This is a genomic window from Enterobacter sp. JMULE2 (assembly GCF_013337145.1).
Lineage (GTDB): Bacteria > Pseudomonadota > Gammaproteobacteria > Enterobacterales > Enterobacteriaceae > Enterobacter > Enterobacter mori.
The window spans coordinates 405486-421445 of the sequence record NZ_SGWD01000015.1 but is presented as its reverse complement, the minus strand read 5'-3'; the positions used below and the strand labels follow the sequence as shown (position 1 = coordinate 421445).

Here is a 15960-nt window from a genome sequence, read left to right as displayed (position 1 = left end):
TGAAGGTGCTCTTTCCGTTGAGACGATATCGGCAGCGCGTGCTCAGATGCGGGTTCAAAAAAGCGCTTCCGGGACGGTGTTGAATATCATTCCGTCCTTCCTGATTGTTCCGGCTATTCAGGAATCAATTGCCGAGCAGGTTATCCGTTCTATTTCGATACCCGGTACGAATAACGCCGGCGTGCATAACCCGGTAAAAGACACCCTGAGCATCATTGTTGAGCCGCGTTTTGATGATGTTGATGAAGATGCCTGGTATCTGGCTGCCGCTAAAGGGGCTGACACCATTGAGGTGGCCTATCTCGACGGGAACGCATCACCGTATCTGGAGAGCACGAGCGGCTTCACGATTGATGGCGTGACCTACAAGGTGCGTATCGATGCAGGTGTGGCGGCAATGGACTACCGCGGCCTGCTAAAGGCTAACGGTAAATAACGTCGGTCTTTTCCCGTGTTTCAATCTGGCGGCCATGGTGCCGCCTTTTTTAAAGGTACTCCTGGCGATATTGAGTAACCGGGGGGCGGGAACACGCGGGGAACGGCTAGTTTTTGAATTTTTTTTCAGCGTCACCACTGATGTAATTAATTGTTTAATATGAAGTAATTTTTTTTCAGTGGTGATGGTGTTTATTTATTGTTCACCACTGGAAGCCAAAAAAGACCCGTTTTTTTTGGTTGGTGTAATACAGTCTGTGTCACTGTGTAATTCATTTAGAGTGGTGTATCACACATTTCATTAAAGTGTATTTTTTGGGGTGAAAATGAAGCATGAGTTAAAAAATCTCAGACTCAATATCTCTGAACTGGCAGAACTGGCAGGTGTTCACCGGCAAACGATCGGCAAGCGTCTACGGAATTTGCGACCAGCTGAAAGAGGGACAAATTTAACGCTATACCGTCTGGCTGATGTTATGGCCGAACTGGTTCGCGTGCCTGCAGGCGATGTAAACCCGCTGAATGTAGAGGCCATGGCACCGCATGAACAGAAATCTTACTGGCAGGCGCAGCGTGAGAAACGCAAGTTTGAGACTGAACAACGTCAACTGGTACCCGTGGATGAAGTGGTTTTTGTGTATTCGGCAATGAGAAAGGCTGTAATACAGGTGCTGGAGACTATCCCTGATATTCTGGAGCGTGACTGCGCATTACCGCCGAGCGCCGTGCAGATGGTACAGAATTCCATTGACGATCTGCGGTACACCTTGGCCGAAAAAACGTATGAGGCCTGCGCGGAAGAAATGCCCTGCAATGAGAAAGAGCATTACAGCGATCAGCAACAGGAAGAGGACTGACGAGGGGCGTTTATGGCATTTTCTGTGTATTGAAGAGTGTATAAAAAATCCTTCTGAAGCAGACTACTTTTGAAAAGCCCCAAATAGGGCTTTTTTTATTCCATCTAGTAATGCTGTATACTTGCCCTCCTTTTTTATCGTACTCATGCTATCGCATCTTTTCTGATTCGTTCGTTGATTCGTATATCAATCGGTGTATCAATAATCGCTTTCTAGCATGGTATAACAAGTAAATTAACTGATAATAATCAGTGAGATATAAATATTATGAAACATATTGTTGAAGTGATGATCCCGGAAGCCGAGATCAAAGCGCGTATCGCCGAACTGGGTCGTCAAATCACCGAACATTACAAGGACAGCGGCAGCGAAATGGTGCTGGTCGGTCTTTTACGTGGCTCTTTCATGTTCATGGCAGACCTGTGCCGTGAAGTGCAGGTGTCCCATGAGGTCGATTTTATGACTGCCTCCAGCTACGGCAGCGGCATGTCCACAACCCGTGATGTGAAAATCCTGAAAGATCTGGATGAAGATATTCGTGGCAAAGATGTGTTGATCGTTGAAGACATTATCGACTCTGGAAACACACTGTCAAAAGTGCGCGAAATCCTGAGCCTGCGTCAGCCTAAATCGCTGGCGATTTGTACGCTGCTGGATAAGCCAGATCGTCGTGAAGTGCAGGTGCCGGTAGAGTTCGTGGGCTTCTCGATTCCGGACGAATTCGTCGTCGGTTACGGCATTGACTACGCGCAGCGCTATCGCCATCTGCCGTATGTCGGAAAAGTCGTGATTCTGGACGAGTAATTGCGGTTTGTTGCCCGGTGGCGCGCAGCGATCCGGGCCTACGAATGGGCACATGTAGGCCGGGTTAGGCGCAGCCGCCACCCGGCTTTTTAACGTGCACTTATTTATGGTTCACATGCTTAAGCTTGAGGTTGGCAATGCCCGAACGGTAACGCTGCTCCAGCGTTTCGCGGTTGGTGGCGGTGACTTCCAGATTGCGCAGCAGGCCGTCGTGAATGCCGTACGCCCAGCCGTGGATGGAAACCTTCTGCCCACGTTTCCACGCGGACTGCATAATCGTTGAGTGGCCCAGGTTATAGACCTGCTCCATTACGTTCAGCTCGCAAAGGGTATCAAGTCGACGCTCCTGCGGCATTTCACCCAACAGTGAGCTATGTTTGAACCAGATATCGCGGATGTGCAGCAGCCAGTTATCGATTAACCCCAGCTCTGTATTTTCAACCGCCGCCTGTACGCCGCCGCAGCCGTAGTGGCCGCAAATAATGATGTGCTCAACTTCCAGCACGTCAACGGCATACTGAACGACAGAAAGGCAGTTGAGATCGGTATGAATAACAAGGTTGGCGACGTTACGGTGAACAAAAAGTTCGCCAGGTTCGAGACCGGTCAGGCGTTCTGCCGGGACGCGGCTGTCGGAACATCCAATCCATAGAAAGCGTGGGTTTTGCGCTTGAGCCAGCTTCCCGAAAAATCCGGGGTCTTCTTCAACCAGCATCTTTGACCATAGTGCATTGTTGCTGATGAGTGTATCTATGTTATTCATGGACGTTAACGGCCTGTAACCTGGTAATTGCGTTGCGCTACTATAGGGTAACCCGACTTTTAATGAAACCACACTAGGTGTGTAAGAACTGAAGGTAAGTTTAATTCATGGCAATTGCACTGGAGCTTGAGCAGCTTAAAAAAACTTATCCGGGCGGCGTTCAGGCGCTACGCGGGATAGATCTCAAAGTAGAGGCGGGGGATTTCTATGCGCTTCTTGGACCGAACGGGGCGGGGAAATCCACCACTATCGGCATTATCAGTTCGCTGGTGAACAAAACCTCAGGTCGCGTGAGCGTCTTTGGCTACGATCTGCAGAAAGATGTGGTCAACGCCAAGCGCCAGCTGGGGCTGGTGCCGCAGGAGTTCAACTTCAACCCGTTCGAGACGGTACAGCAGATTGTCGTTCAGCAGGCGGGTTATTACGGCGTTGAGTACAAAGAGGCAATTGAGCGTAGTGAAAAGTACCTAAAACAGCTCGATTTGTGGGAAAAGCGTAACGAACGTGCGCGCATGTTGTCCGGTGGGATGAAGCGCCGCCTGATGATTGCCCGCGCGCTGATGCACGAGCCAAAGCTGCTGATCCTCGATGAACCGACTGCGGGTGTGGATATTGAACTGCGTCGTTCCATGTGGGGCTTCCTGAAGGATCTGAACGATAAAGGCACCACCATTATTCTGACCACCCACTATCTCGAAGAAGCTGAGATGCTGTGCCGCAACATCGGCATTATTCAGCACGGTGAGCTGGTGGAAAACACGTCGATGAAGGATCTGCTCTCTAAGCTGAAATCCGAAACCTTTATTCTCGATCTGGCGGCGAAAAGCGCGCTGCCGAAGCTCGAAGGGTATAACTACCGTCTGGTGGATACCTCGACGCTGGAAGTGGAAGTGCTGCGCGAGCAGGGCATCAACAGCGTCTTCTCACAGTTGAGCACGCAGGGCATTCAGGTATTGAGTATGCGTAACAAAGCGAACCGACTGGAAGAGCTGTTTGTCTCTCTGGTGCATGAAAAACAAGGAGACAAGGCATGACGCATCTTTACTGGGTCGCGCTGAAAAGTATCTGGGCGAAAGAGATCAACCGCTTTATGCGCATCTGGGTGCAAACCCTGGTGCCGCCAGTCATCACCATGACGCTCTATTTCATCATCTTCGGCAACCTGATCGGTTCCCGGATTGGTGAAATGCACGGCTTTACCTATATGCAGTTTATCGTGCCGGGGCTGATCATGATGGCGGTGATCACCAACGCCTATGCCAACGTGGCATCCTCATTCTTTAGCGCTAAGTTCCAGCGCAACATTGAAGAGCTGCTGGTGGCACCAGTGCCAACACACGTCATTATTGCTGGCTACGTGGGCGGCGGCGTGGCGCGCGGGCTGTGCGTGGGGATCCTGGTGACGGCCATTTCGCTGTTCTTTGTGCCGTTCCAGGTGCACTCGTGGCTGTTTGTCGCGCTGACGCTCCTGCTGACCGCGATCCTGTTCTCGCTGGCGGGCCTGCTGAACGCGGTGTTTGCCAAAACGTTCGACGACATCAGCCTGATCCCGACCTTCGTGCTGACGCCGCTGACCTATCTGGGTGGGGTATTCTACTCCCTGACGCTGCTGCCACCGTTCTGGCAGGCGCTGTCGCACCTGAACCCGATTGTCTACATGATCAGCGGCTTCCGCTTTGGCTTCCTGGGCATTACCGATGTGCCGCTGTTCACCACGGTGGTGGTGCTGGTGGTGTTCATCATCGCCTTCTACCTGCTGTGCTGGTACCTGATCCAGCGCGGTCGCGGTCTGCGCAGCTAACCTTCTGCCCGGCGACATTCTGTTTGCCGGGCATTTTTCTTTGACAGTTATCACCGTAAGCAAACCTTCCCTACGCTAAACTACTCGCCTGCTAAGGAGAGACGCATGCTGGGATGGGTTATCACCTGCCACGATGAACACGCGCAGGATATGCTGGATAAGCTTGAAGCTAAATTTGGTCCGCTGGCACAATGCCGGGCGGTAAATTACTGGCGTGGGTTAAGCACCAATATGCTCAGCCGCATGATGTGCGATGCGCTGCATGAAACCGACACGGGCGATGGCGTGATCTTTCTGACCGATAAATCCGGCGCGGCGCCTTATCGTTCCGCCGCCCTGTTAAGCCATAAGCACGAAAACTGCGAAGTCATTTCCGGCATCAACTATGCGCTGCTGGAAGCGATGTACCCGCTGCGTGAGAGCCTGAGCAGCGCCGAATTTCGCAATACCCTCGTTAATATGCACGTTCCCGGCGTAAGCAGCCTGTGGCATCAGCAGCAGAAAAACCCGCCTTTCGTTCTGCTTCACGATCTGTATAAGCATTAAACGTTGGTATTGATGTCGCATTTGTTACAATGGCGACTGATTTCCCGTATCGATTTATATCCCATGTTAATGCGCGTTATTTTCCTGCTGTTGCTGTTGGTTTCCGGCGGCACTTCTGCCAGTCTGATTAGCCAGCAAGGGCTTCCGGCCCGCTATATGCAAACCACCGAAGATGCGGCCATCTGGGCTCAGGTGGGAAGTAATGTGATCAACGTGGGAAACGTCAGGGCCGGACAAATTCTTGCCGTGGTGCCGACTTCTGCTGACTATTACGAATTTCGTTTTGGTTTTGGCACGGGGTTTATTGATAAAGGGCATCTTGAAGAGGTGCAGGGCAAACAGCGCGTTGAGGACAGCCTTGGCGATTTGAACAAGCCGCTCAGCAATCAGAACCTGATCACCTGGAAAGACACGCCGGTGTATAACGCCCCCAATAGCGGGAGCGCGCCCTTCGGTACATTAAGCGCTAATCTTCGTTATCCGATTTTGAACAAGCTCAAAGATCGCCTGAACCAGACCTGGTATCAGATCCGCATCGGCAACCGTCTGGCGTGGGTCAGTAGTCTGGATGCACAGGAAGATAACGGCCTGCCGGTCCTGACTTACCATCATATTTTGCGTGATGAAGAGAACACGCGTTTTCGTCATACCTCCACGACCACCAGCGTGCGCGCGTTCAACAACCAGATGGCCTGGCTACGCGATCAGGGCTATGCCACGCTGACGATGTATCAGCTGGAAGGGTACGTGCGTAACAAGATGAACCTGCCCGCGAAGGCGGTGGTGATCACCTTTGATGATGGCCTGAAATCGGTCAGCCGCTATGCGTATCCCATTCTGAAAGAGTACGGCTTTAACGCGACGGCGTTTATCATATCGTCACGTATTAAAGGCCATGCGCAGAAGTGGGACCCGAAATCGCTGCAGTTTATGAGCGTTCATGAGATTAAGGGCATTCAGGATGTGTTTGATATCCAGTCCCACACGCACTTCCTGCATCGCGTTGATGGGTATAAACACCCTATCTTACTGAGCCGCAGCTATCACGTGATCCTGTTTGATTTTGAACGCTCACGACGTGCGCTGGCGCAGTTTAACCCGCGCGTGCTTTACCTTTCGTATCCGTTTGGCGGCTATGACAATAAAGCGATAAAGGCGGCGAACGATGCCGGTTTTCATCTGGCGGTGACGACGATGAAAGGGAAGGTGAAGCCGGGAGATAACCCGTTCTTGCTGAAGCGCTTGTATATATTAAGAACGGATTCGCTGGAGACGATGTCGCGGCTGATTAGCAATCAGCCGCAGGGGTAGGGGTCAATCGTAAGAAAGGGTGAACACGCCAGTGGCTTTAAACGAGCCCGGTTTCACCGTGCTGCCATTGGCTACCAGCTGGGCAACATAATCAATTTGCTTTGAAACCGGCGTGGAGTAGTCGGTTACGACATAGGTTGAGTTAGGATTATTCGGCATAAGCTGGGACGTCCCGTTATACATTATTCTCACACCTGCCCCCTCAGCTCCGGACGACAATGTGTTACCAAGAAGGTCATTGTTAGTTCCGGTTAATTTTGTCGTTGTCAGCTTGGTTGTGACGTTTGCCACGCTGGTGCAGTTATCAAGACGAATGGAAAACGGGACATCCTTGATCCGATTGTTTTTGATGTCTGAAACATAATATTCTCCCAGGTCAACATCGTTAGTCCCATCCGAAAGCATGGCAATGTCGCAGGTAGGAAGAACGATAGGGATCTGGAATGAGTTCTCATTGACCATAAATGTCCATGGCTTGTTGTTACTGTCATCTGGGTTCCCGATCGACATTTTTCCCAAAGTCCCTGGTTTGGGTTTGATGAAGGTTTCTTTATTCGGGTTACCTTGATAGCCATCATCAATATAAATATGAACTGAGGTATTAATCCATTTTTTATCCCAGGGGTCAGCATTATCGGAATGAGAAACCGTGGCCCAGCCGGTGGTATTCGTTCCGAAATAGGCTCCCATGCCACCATCGCTTTCGGCAGTGTGAACCCTCACGGAATAATGAATGCCGGGAATATTCGTTTCAAACATGGCCTCGCCATAATGGCTCCCCACGAACACGGACGGGTCTGTTTGCGACATGAGGTTATAGCCATCGTTTCCTGCACCACACTGGACCTGAATGCCCGGTGTGAGGTTAACGTTAAAAAGGGCGCTGATGTAATTCCCCGGCGGTGGAAGGCGGATGGTGCCGCCCGAATATTCGGAGTTGATCAGGGTCGTGGTGCCGCCATTCCCATCGTTCATTCGGCACTCCCCTGCCCAGCCTGCCTGGCTAAGGGATAACAACAAGCTCGCCATGGCAAACGCCATCGGGCCTTTAAAAGTGAAGTTTTTTCGTAACGCGTTGAACATTCTCATCCTTTTCCTGTTCTGGTTATTATTCGTAAGTGACGTCAACCCGTACTTTACTGGTGACGATACCGCCAGCCACTACGCCAGTGTTCTGATACCGGGCATAGAACTGATAATCCGTTAAAAATGCAGTACCCTGGTCGCTTACGTCATAAATGACTTTTGACGTACCGTCGTTGTTTAACACATTCGTTTTATATTTCTCAGAGAAAAGGACGACGCCAACATTTTTGGCTGCCCCTGCAGCAGTCTCTTCACTTTTAAATACCTGGTTTTGCCCCGGCCAAAATCCTGATTGTGGCGAGAAGCTAAAATTCAGCTTTTTAGCGGTGCTGCTGTCTCCATAGCAATCATCAACATGGATCTTAAAAGGGGTGCCGCCTGCATCATCGGTAGCCGTATAGCGATCGCTGCCATCAGCGTTATAAAACCAATTCCGCATCACGTTGGGGAGATAGATCTCTCCGCCATTCTCAAGGCTTAACTTACAGGTGCTATTAACAATATTGGCCGTAAGATTGACGTCGAGCCCAGAGCCTGCCTGGCTTACGCCAGGCAGGATGCTGCCAGCCAGAGCCATAAGCAACACAAGACCGGGCTGGTATAATGTAAACGGTGATTGTTGCATGATGGTTCCTGGAATTATGGGTAGGTGACAGTAAAGGTTACCGGTGCGGTAACGGCTCCTGCGCCAACATCAGCAATGGTTTGGCCTTGGCCAATGACGATTCGTGAGTTCATCGGGAGCTCGCCCTTGCCGTCAGTAATGGTCACTTCCTGATCTGCCGGAGGGGTGTTGCAACTCATCAAAACGCCGGTGTCGACAACGCCTGACCAGATTTCAAAACCGGTTGCTAAGCCGCCGGAGAAAGAGTCACCCGTTTTATTTGTACCACTACATTCCCCGCCAGCCCCTTTCGCAGCGGATACCGTTGCCTTGGTAACCCCAGAGCAGTTAGTGAAGTTGATTTTCAGCGGCTCGACGCGACTTTTGTTCACCAGATCGGATTTATAGACGTCGCCAAACGCAATTTCAGTAGACGCAGTACCTGCATCGTTAAGCACTTTTGCTGTACAGGTGCCTGATACAATTTTTGTTTTAATCGTCAGTTCGACACTGCTGGTACCTGTTATTGCTGCACTTGCCATTCCCGAGAACAGAAGGGCAGAAACGGACAGGGCGATAAAGGTTGATTTCATTTTCATAATGTTGCTCCGTTTTCCTGCACCAATCACTCGTAGCTAAATTCAAAAGTCGCCACGGCTAGAAAATCGCCAATTGTCATTTTGTTTGGCTGGGTTTCACGTAAGGTGGCCATCAGAGCAACTTCCTTATTCTGGAGTTCTGTTGGGCTCCAGACCAGGCGCTCTGCATCCACGGTAGAGTTAACGACAAATGGGGCGTCTGGTGTACTCGCTCTGGCGATTTCGACTGAAGAGTAATCTGCAGCGCCTGATGCTGCCTGGTTAATAATCCCTGATGGCAAATAACCCGATTTTTTTCCCTTTACGGTTGTTTTCAATGAGGTCAGTGACGCCGGGCATTCAACCATCACGATTTTGAACGTGGCATTTGCCGTACCGGCTTTGACATCATCTAAACGCACCTGACCGTTAGTACCGAGAGTCAGCGTTTGCTGGGTATCTGAACCTTCACCGCCAACCAGCTTCATATCACAGGTGGTTTCGCGAATATTGGCCGTGAAATTAACATTCAGATCGGTTGCCGCAGCCGATCCTGTCATCGCTAACATTGCTAATGCGATTAATGAATAACCGCAACGTTGTTTCTTCATATTATTTCCCATGGGTGTAATTCCCTGTTGTAAATATCATTACATTTGGCACTGCTGATTACTCAGAAGGGTTGTGAGACCCGCTTTTTTCGCATTCGCTGGGATCTGATAATGTACGGTACAAGAACTGGTGCTATCGCTGCCCCATACCACTCGCAGGACACCTTTATCTTCCACTCCGCGTACATACGCTTGCCCAGCTTGTCCTACTGTTCCAATTGGCTCATTCTTCTCGTTCAGTACATCTGCGCCCAGTGGAATAAAGCCCTTATCTGAACGTTGTAATTCCAGAACAAGCGAACGGCCTTCATCTGTTTCAAAATTCACTAATACAACGGAGCCATTACGCGGCACAGCAACTGCGCTTGTGTTTTTAATTTCGACATCCGCTTCGAGGGTGCTGATATCAATTGAAACCCGGTTTTCTCTGTAGGCAGACATATACGGCATAATGCCGTACCCGGAGCTATCAATACGGCTCTGGCCATAACCCAGGCGAGCCCCTGTCGCGCCACTCGCTTTCACCAGCGCCAGTGAATCCGTTTCGCCGATACTGCCTGGCGTAAATACAACGCCACCTGAGTGAACAACCAATCCACCGTTGTAGCTCGCGGAATATTGCTTACTGTTGTCATCACCAAAGGACGCCGAGACGCCAAGAGGGCCGTAAGGACTGTTCCATGAGCTAAAACCGCTAACCTGGTTGAGATTGCCGTAGTTTCCGCCGCTTGAAGAGGCGCTGACGGAGTAACTCACGTCACTGTTTTTGGTGTTACCGCTCGCCGTAGAGTTGAAGCTGGTACCGCCTTTCAAATCAGAGCGCAGGCTCATGTTGACGTTGTTAAACCCGCCTGACTGCGTATGGTCTTTATCAAAAACGCTGAACGGGACGCTGAGGTTGACGTATACGCTGTCATCCTTCTCGCCCGATTCGTTATAGGTACGCTGGAGTGAAACGCTATAGCTGCCGTAAGCGAAGCTATTGTTGTAGCCCACGCTGTAGTCAGAAGTTGAACTGCTATCGTTCCAGTAATCCTCCCAGGTGCCGCTAATATAGAGAGAACCGTATTCCTCACCGCTTACATTTAACGGCTGGTTAAGACTGACCTGAACCTGGTTTTTTGTACGCTGATAGTCAGCATACAGTTGCGCATTGCTGTCATAGGAACGGTTACCGTATTCCTGATGATGGATACTGTCCTGCAAAGAGGCGGCATCATTCAGGCTAAGGTAATCCTCGGTTGAGAAGCGATAGGCTGCCACGTTCAGGGAGGTGTTTGTCGCTTCCAGCATTTTGCTGTAGGTCAGCCGATAACTCTGTCCTTTAAGCGTGTCGAGCCCATCGATGTCGGCATAGGACTGCGTCACGTCGAATGCAAATGCACCAATACGGGTGTTCATTGCCAGGCCAAGCAGGCCGGCATAGAAATCCATATCTGTATATTGCGCGCCAACGTAGCCGGTAAAGGTATTATTCAGGCCATACGCATAGGTTGCATAACCGACTTTTGGTTTGTCATGCAGTGAATCATCATCCAGCTCGCCTAAACCGACATCCCACCGGCTGGAACCCGGGCGGAGCATTTGCGTGACCGAAGAGAACGGAACGGTAAACGTCCGTTTACTTCCATCTGCTTCTTCAACGGTAACAATCAAATCATTGCCATAGCCTGTCGTACTGAGGTCATTGATCTCAAAAGCACCTGGTGGAACGGTCGTTTCATAAATCTTGTTACCGCTTTGCATTACGCTAACTTTAGCGTTGCTGTTTGCCACGCCGCGAATCACGGGCGCATAACCAGTAGCACCTTGTGGGAGCATGCGGTCATCGTTAAACATCCGCGCACCACGCAGGCTCACCGAGTCAAAGATATCGCCGCGGGTGTAGGAATCACCCAAAACCATCTGTGCGTTAAGCGGTGTAATGTCTCGCTGAAGATAGATATCCTGGCTTGAATAGTGCGAACCGTTATCGCTGTCCCAGTTCATGCTGCCGCGAGAACGTAAACGCCACGCACCCATGTTCAGGCCATAGCGCAGCCCTGCATAGGCAGTATCCGAGTTTGTTCCGTTAGATTCGCTGTGCCAGGTATTGAGATCGTATGAGAGCAATCCAGCGGTAACGCCGTCATCCCATAAAGAGGGATCGACATACCCCGCAGGGAGTTTAAGCACATAGATCTGTGGGAAATCGAGATCCATTTCCTGCCTACCGCTGTCAAAATGCTCAGATGCACCAGGATAATATTTCTTAATATCCACACAGGCCGCGTCATCCTTCTTGACGTCATCGCCTAATTTGCTGGTATCTATACCTGATTGAGACAAGATGAGTTTTGTCAGACATGCTGAGGCGCGTGGCGTTTTATTATCAATGAATGTCATCTCAACCGTGGATTTTGAATTGCCATTCAAATTCACTTTTACACGGTAGGTGCCCGGCAATACCGGGTTGCCGTAAGCGTAACGCTCAACGTTGATACCTCCGCCATTATCGATAAGGAACTGGTCATTAAATTCAATGGCCGATTCTGATTCGGAAGCGGTGTCTACATTATTTTTTCCATTCTCGCTGGCGTGCAGCGGTAATGCTGCACAGATAGCGAGGCATAAGAGTGAACGTTGAAATAGCATGCTTCATCCAGACAAGTCGCCGCTCAAATGCTTATCAGCATTCAAACGTTTTATTTTTATAATGTGGCGGTGTTGTGTTGATTAATTAACTTTGGCTTCGAAATTATCAGAGCCGCCATTGTCGTTAATCGTGTCGTAAGCAACAGAACCCGCAGTCGTATTGCTGAGGCCTTTTATCTGCATGGCTTGAGTGCTAAAAGGTAAAATTGATTTATGATCAACCTGGTATACTTTGCCTGCGGATTTCAATGTGACGTTCGAAATTGAAACGTTATAAGGTGAATCATTGCGGGCGATAAGGTTAACCGTACTGCCTTGTTTTTGCTGCGACCATGTTACTTTGGCTGCGGCATCTCCTGGCGTACCTTTCAGGCCGTCAGGACGGAAGAAGAGTTTAATACGCGTGCGGAATGCTAACTGAAGCTGGTTTGGGCTTTCACCGTCTTTTACTTTTGATTTTGGTGGGATTTCGAGCACATTGAACCAGAATAAGGATTCTCGATCTTTAGGCAATGAACCGCCCAGATAAGAAATACGAACGGATTGACCTTTTTGCGGATCAATTCTGGATACAGGTGGAGTGATAATAAACGGTAATTTTAATTCTTGTGGGTTAGTATCATCACGGCCATCATCGAGCCATGACTGTACCAATAACGGTTTTTTACCACGGTTATCTAAAGAAACAATGACATCTTTCTGCGATTGCTGATAAACAATACGCGTACCCGAAATAACGATATCCGCACTTGCCTGAAATGATGCAAAAACAGCAGCAGTAAGGCAGGCTACTTTTAATCCCTTATAAAATGATGTGCTTAACATTTTTCCACTTCCTGTTGGAATGATATCAAATAATCCCCCGACGAATGTCAGGGGATGAATAGTACTCTTGAACTACGTTTTTAGAATTATTCGTAGATCATTGTGAAAGCAGCTTGAGCCTGAACAACACCCGCAGTTACTGGGTTGCTGTTTGCGTCCCAGCCCTGACCCTGGGTGTAAGCTACACGGTAGTACAGTGCGCCTGCGCCATTGGTATCAATAGTGGCTTTCTGGGTATTGTTGGTCTGATCAAGTTTGATCTGATCGGTAGCAGAGTTGCCATCGTTTGACAGAACCAGGTTGACGTTTTTCGCAGCGCCCTGGGTGTTTGTTGGTGGAACCAGCAGGCCGCCGGAAGTGGAAGAAGAACCCGCCCATGAATCGAACTGAGCAGATGCCTGAGAAACGGTAGCAGAATCACAGCCGGTCAGCGTCAGGGAGAATTTCTTCTCGCCCAGGGTGCTGTCGGTGCTCAGTGCAGTAGCGAAATCTTTTACAAATACGGTATCCAGGTTAACGTCGAAATCGTTACCGTCCTGGTCAATTTTCTGATCCAGGGATACTTTACAGGTGTTGTTAGAAACCATACCGTGGAAAGTAATGGTACCTGTATCTGAAGGAATTGGATCAGCCGCCATTGCAGAACCAGCGCTCAGAACCATTGCTACTACAGTTGCCAGACCTAATTTATTAAAAGACATTTTTTATATCCATATTAAATGCTAGAAATTAAACATACGCAAAGCCTATGTTTGTTCCGAACTAATGTTTCGGGAAAAGGATTCTAATTGAGGGGGGATGGCGATGGAAAGTCATTTGCCATTAGAATTACTTAAACGATTTTTTAGTTAAAAAATGTATTTATAGGTTGCTGATAATTATGAGTTATAGGTGAGGTATGACGTGAATAGATATTGGAGGTATAACAATAATAAATTTATATTAATGTGTTTTATTTATTTACTGGAATTATGAATTCATTACCCGAAGTGCTCTCCGGGTAATTTAATTATATCTTAGATACGCTTACGCCACCTGAACCGGAATCGCCTTCGCGGTGCGTTTCATGTCGTTGTCGCCGTCGAAATAAGCCACCTTCGGCTGCCAGCGACGCGCTTCTTCATCAGACATCATCACGAAGCTGGCGATAATGACGATATCACCCACGTCCGCGCAATGTGCGGCAGCACCGTTAACGGAAATGATTTTAGACCCGCGCTCGGCAGCAATCGCGTAGGTTGAGAAGCGTTTACCGTTGTTCACATTCCAGATATCAATCGCTTCGTTTTCAAGAATTCCCGCCGCGTCGAGAAAATCCTGATCGATCGCGCAGGAGCCTTCATAGTGCAGATCGGCCTGGGTGACTTTCACACGGTGAAGTTTACCTTGCAGCATTTTGCGAATCATTACGTTTACCTTTAATTATCAAGGGTGAAGAACTACACCAGCTCAACCACTTTATTGTCGATTAGGCGAGCCTGACCGAGCCATGCCGCCACCAGAATCACCGCGCGTTTACTGGTCTCTGTCAGTTCAAGCAGGGTATCAGCATCGCGGATTTGAATATCGTCAGCGCGGAAGCCTTTGTCGTTCAGGGTCTGCTCTGCAAGGGCGACGATTTCTTCTGCATTTAGCTCTTTCGCCAGCAGCTGTTCCGCCATGGTGTTCATCACCTTGCTTAAGCCCGGCGCGATTTTGCGCTGGTCAGCGGTCAGGTAGCCGTTGCGGGAGCTGAGCGCCAGGCCGTCTTTCGCACGCACAATCGGTACGCCGACGATCTCGATATCGTAACCCATATCCGCCACCATCTTGCGGATCAGCGCCAGCTGCTGGAAATCTTTCTCACCGAAGCAGGCAACGTCTGGCTGCACCAGGTTAAAGAGCTTGCTGACGATGGTCGACACGCCGCGGAAATGACCCGGACGGCTGGCGCCTTCGAGCATGGTAGAGATGCCCGGTACGTCAACGTAGGTTGCCTCGCCTGTACCCTGAGGATACACATCCGCCGGAGCGGGGGCGAAGACGATATCCGCATGGCGTTTTTTAAGCTTCTCGCAATCTTCCTGCAGGGTGCGCGGATAGCGTGCCAGATCGTCGGCGCGGTCAAACTGCATTGGGTTAACGAAGATACTGACCACCACGATATCTGCCCGCGCCCTCGCTTCGTCGACCAGCTTCATATGTCCATCATGCAGGTTGCCCATGGTCGGGACCAGTGCGATACGTTTACCTTCCTGACGCGCGCGACGGATATGCTGGCGAAGCAGCGGCAGGGTTTCAATGATTAGCACAACGAGACTCCTTAATGGAAACTGTGTTCTTCACCCGGGTAAACACCGGATTCAACGTCGGCAATATACTGCCTGACCGCAGCGCGCATGTCGCCCGCTTCAGTGAGGAAATTTTTGGCAAACTTCGGGATATGCCCGCCGGTGATGCCAAAGGCGTCGTGCATCACCAGAATCTGGCCGTCGGTCACGTTGCCAGCACCAATGCCAATCACCGGAATTGACAGCGCGTCGGTGATGCGTTTCGCCAGTTCAACCGGAACACACTCCAGCACCAGCAGCTGCGCGCCTGCGGCTTCCAGCGCCAGGGCATCATCAAACAGCGTCTGGGCTGCATCACCGCGACCCTGCACCTTGTACCCGCCAAAGATGTTCACAGACTGCGGCGTCAGACCCAAATGGCCGCACACCGGCACGGCGCGTTCAGTGAGCATCTTCACCGTATCTACCAGCCAGGCGCCGCCTTCGATTTTGACCATATTGGCCCCGGCGCGCATGACTGCCGCCGCGTTTTCGAATGCCTGTTCCGGCGTGGCGTAGGCCATAAACGGCAGATCGGAAAGCAGCAGGCAGGCTGGGGCACCACGGCGCACGGCGCGGGTATGGTAAGCGATGTCCTCAACCGTGACCGGGAGGGTGGAATCATGTCCTTGTACCGTCATCCCTAACGAATCTCCGACCAGCATGACGTTGATACCCTCTTCGGCAAAGAGTTTGGCGAAGCTGTAGTCATACGCGGTGATGGTGGCGAAGCGTTTTTTTTCCTGTTTGCATTTCTGCAGTAAGGAGATGGTGTTTGGTTTCATACTGTTTCCTG

At 50.3% G+C, this 15960-nt stretch carries 18 protein-coding genes; 7 read left to right on the top strand and 11 right to left on the bottom strand.

Annotated elements, in window-relative coordinates:
- The 3 genes from EXW94_RS19970 to hpt all read left to right on the top strand — a co-directional run.
- A partial coding sequence (locus EXW94_RS19970) for a Mu-like prophage major head subunit gpT family protein (RefSeq protein ID WP_174340815.1) occupies nucleotides 1–436 on the top strand: 436 nt, incomplete at its 5' end.
- A 325-nt stretch (nucleotides 437–761) separates the two neighbouring features.
- Nucleotides 762–1292 (top strand): DUF1441 family protein, encoded by a 531-nt coding sequence (locus EXW94_RS19965; protein ID WP_174340828.1) that lies wholly within the window; start codon nucleotides 762–764, stop codon nucleotides 1290–1292.
- A gap of 267 nt (nucleotides 1293–1559) precedes the next feature.
- The gene (gene hpt / locus EXW94_RS19960) at nucleotides 1560–2096 is read left to right on the top strand and encodes a hypoxanthine phosphoribosyltransferase (protein WP_174340814.1); all 537 of its coding nucleotides are present in this window, start codon (nucleotides 1560–1562) and stop codon (nucleotides 2094–2096) included.
- Between the two features lie 100 nt (nucleotides 2097–2196).
- Here hpt and can read toward each other — a convergent pair whose 3' ends face one another.
- Nucleotides 2197–2859: a carbonate dehydratase gene (can, locus tag EXW94_RS19955; RefSeq protein ID WP_010426907.1), complete on the bottom strand. Its 663-nt coding sequence runs from the start codon at nucleotides 2857–2859 to the stop codon at nucleotides 2197–2199.
- 107 nt (nucleotides 2860–2966) lie between these two features.
- On the opposite strand from can, the gene EXW94_RS19950 reads away from it, so the two are divergent.
- The 4 genes from EXW94_RS19950 (at nucleotide 2967) to EXW94_RS19935 (ending at nucleotide 6517) form a co-directional block, all read left to right on the top strand.
- On the top strand, nucleotides 2967–3893 hold the full coding sequence (locus EXW94_RS19950; protein WP_174340813.1) for an ABC transporter ATP-binding protein: 927 nt from the start codon (nucleotides 2967–2969) through the stop codon (nucleotides 3891–3893).
- Nucleotides 3890–4660, top strand: a complete 771-nt coding sequence (locus EXW94_RS19945; RefSeq protein ID WP_023324161.1) for an ABC transporter permease — start codon at nucleotides 3890–3892, stop codon at nucleotides 4658–4660. The genes EXW94_RS19950 and EXW94_RS19945 overlap by 4 nt, the downstream gene beginning before the upstream one ends.
- Before the next feature lie 105 nt (nucleotides 4661–4765).
- On the top strand, nucleotides 4766–5206 hold the full coding sequence (locus tag EXW94_RS19940; RefSeq protein ID WP_108417073.1) for a PTS sugar transporter subunit IIA: 441 nt from the start codon (nucleotides 4766–4768) through the stop codon (nucleotides 5204–5206).
- A 63-nt stretch (nucleotides 5207–5269) separates the two neighbouring features.
- Nucleotides 5270–6517: a polysaccharide deacetylase family protein gene (locus EXW94_RS19935; protein WP_174340827.1), complete on the top strand. Its 1248-nt coding sequence runs from the start codon at nucleotides 5270–5272 to the stop codon at nucleotides 6515–6517.
- Between the two features lie 3 nt (nucleotides 6518–6520).
- On the opposite strand, the gene EXW94_RS19930 is transcribed toward EXW94_RS19935, so the two are convergent.
- The 10 genes from EXW94_RS19930 to panB form a co-directional block, all read right to left on the bottom strand.
- The gene (locus tag EXW94_RS19930) at nucleotides 6521–7600 is read right to left on the bottom strand and encodes a fimbrial protein (protein WP_174340812.1); all 1080 of its coding nucleotides are present in this window, start codon (nucleotides 7598–7600) and stop codon (nucleotides 6521–6523) included.
- A gap of 25 nt (nucleotides 7601–7625) precedes the next feature.
- Nucleotides 7626–8228, bottom strand: a complete 603-nt coding sequence (locus tag EXW94_RS19925; RefSeq protein ID WP_174340811.1) for a fimbrial-like protein — start codon at nucleotides 8226–8228, stop codon at nucleotides 7626–7628.
- A 14-nt stretch (nucleotides 8229–8242) separates the two neighbouring features.
- Nucleotides 8243–8806: a fimbrial protein gene (locus EXW94_RS19920; protein ID WP_174340810.1), complete on the bottom strand. Its 564-nt coding sequence runs from the start codon at nucleotides 8804–8806 to the stop codon at nucleotides 8243–8245.
- A gap of 26 nt (nucleotides 8807–8832) precedes the next feature.
- Nucleotides 8833–9396: a fimbrial protein gene (locus EXW94_RS19915; RefSeq protein ID WP_174340809.1), complete on the bottom strand. Its 564-nt coding sequence runs from the start codon at nucleotides 9394–9396 to the stop codon at nucleotides 8833–8835.
- A 39-nt stretch (nucleotides 9397–9435) separates the two neighbouring features.
- Nucleotides 9436–12030 carry an outer membrane usher protein gene (locus EXW94_RS19910; RefSeq protein WP_174340808.1) on the bottom strand — a complete coding sequence of 865 codons (2595 nt, stop codon included), beginning with the start codon at nucleotides 12028–12030 and terminating at the stop codon, nucleotides 9436–9438.
- Nucleotides 12031–12111: 81 nt separating this feature from the next.
- Nucleotides 12112–12855: a fimbrial chaperone gene (locus EXW94_RS19905; RefSeq protein WP_108417067.1), complete on the bottom strand. Its 744-nt coding sequence runs from the start codon at nucleotides 12853–12855 to the stop codon at nucleotides 12112–12114.
- A gap of 86 nt (nucleotides 12856–12941) precedes the next feature.
- Nucleotides 12942–13556, bottom strand: coding sequence for a fimbrial protein (locus tag EXW94_RS19900; RefSeq protein WP_174340807.1), 615 nt, complete (start codon nucleotides 13554–13556; stop codon nucleotides 12942–12944).
- 325 nt (nucleotides 13557–13881) lie between these two features.
- Nucleotides 13882–14262, bottom strand: coding sequence for an aspartate 1-decarboxylase (gene panD / locus EXW94_RS19895; protein ID WP_023334546.1), 381 nt, complete (start codon nucleotides 14260–14262; stop codon nucleotides 13882–13884).
- 32 nt (nucleotides 14263–14294) lie between these two features.
- Nucleotides 14295–15146, bottom strand: coding sequence for a pantoate--beta-alanine ligase (gene panC / locus EXW94_RS19890; protein WP_126816887.1), 852 nt, complete (start codon nucleotides 15144–15146; stop codon nucleotides 14295–14297).
- Nucleotides 15147–15157: 11 nt separating this feature from the next.
- Complete coding sequence (panB, locus tag EXW94_RS19885; RefSeq protein WP_174340806.1) at nucleotides 15158–15949, bottom strand: 3-methyl-2-oxobutanoate hydroxymethyltransferase; 792 nt, start codon at nucleotides 15947–15949, stop codon at nucleotides 15158–15160.
- Nucleotides 15950–15960: the final 11 nt, after the last annotated feature.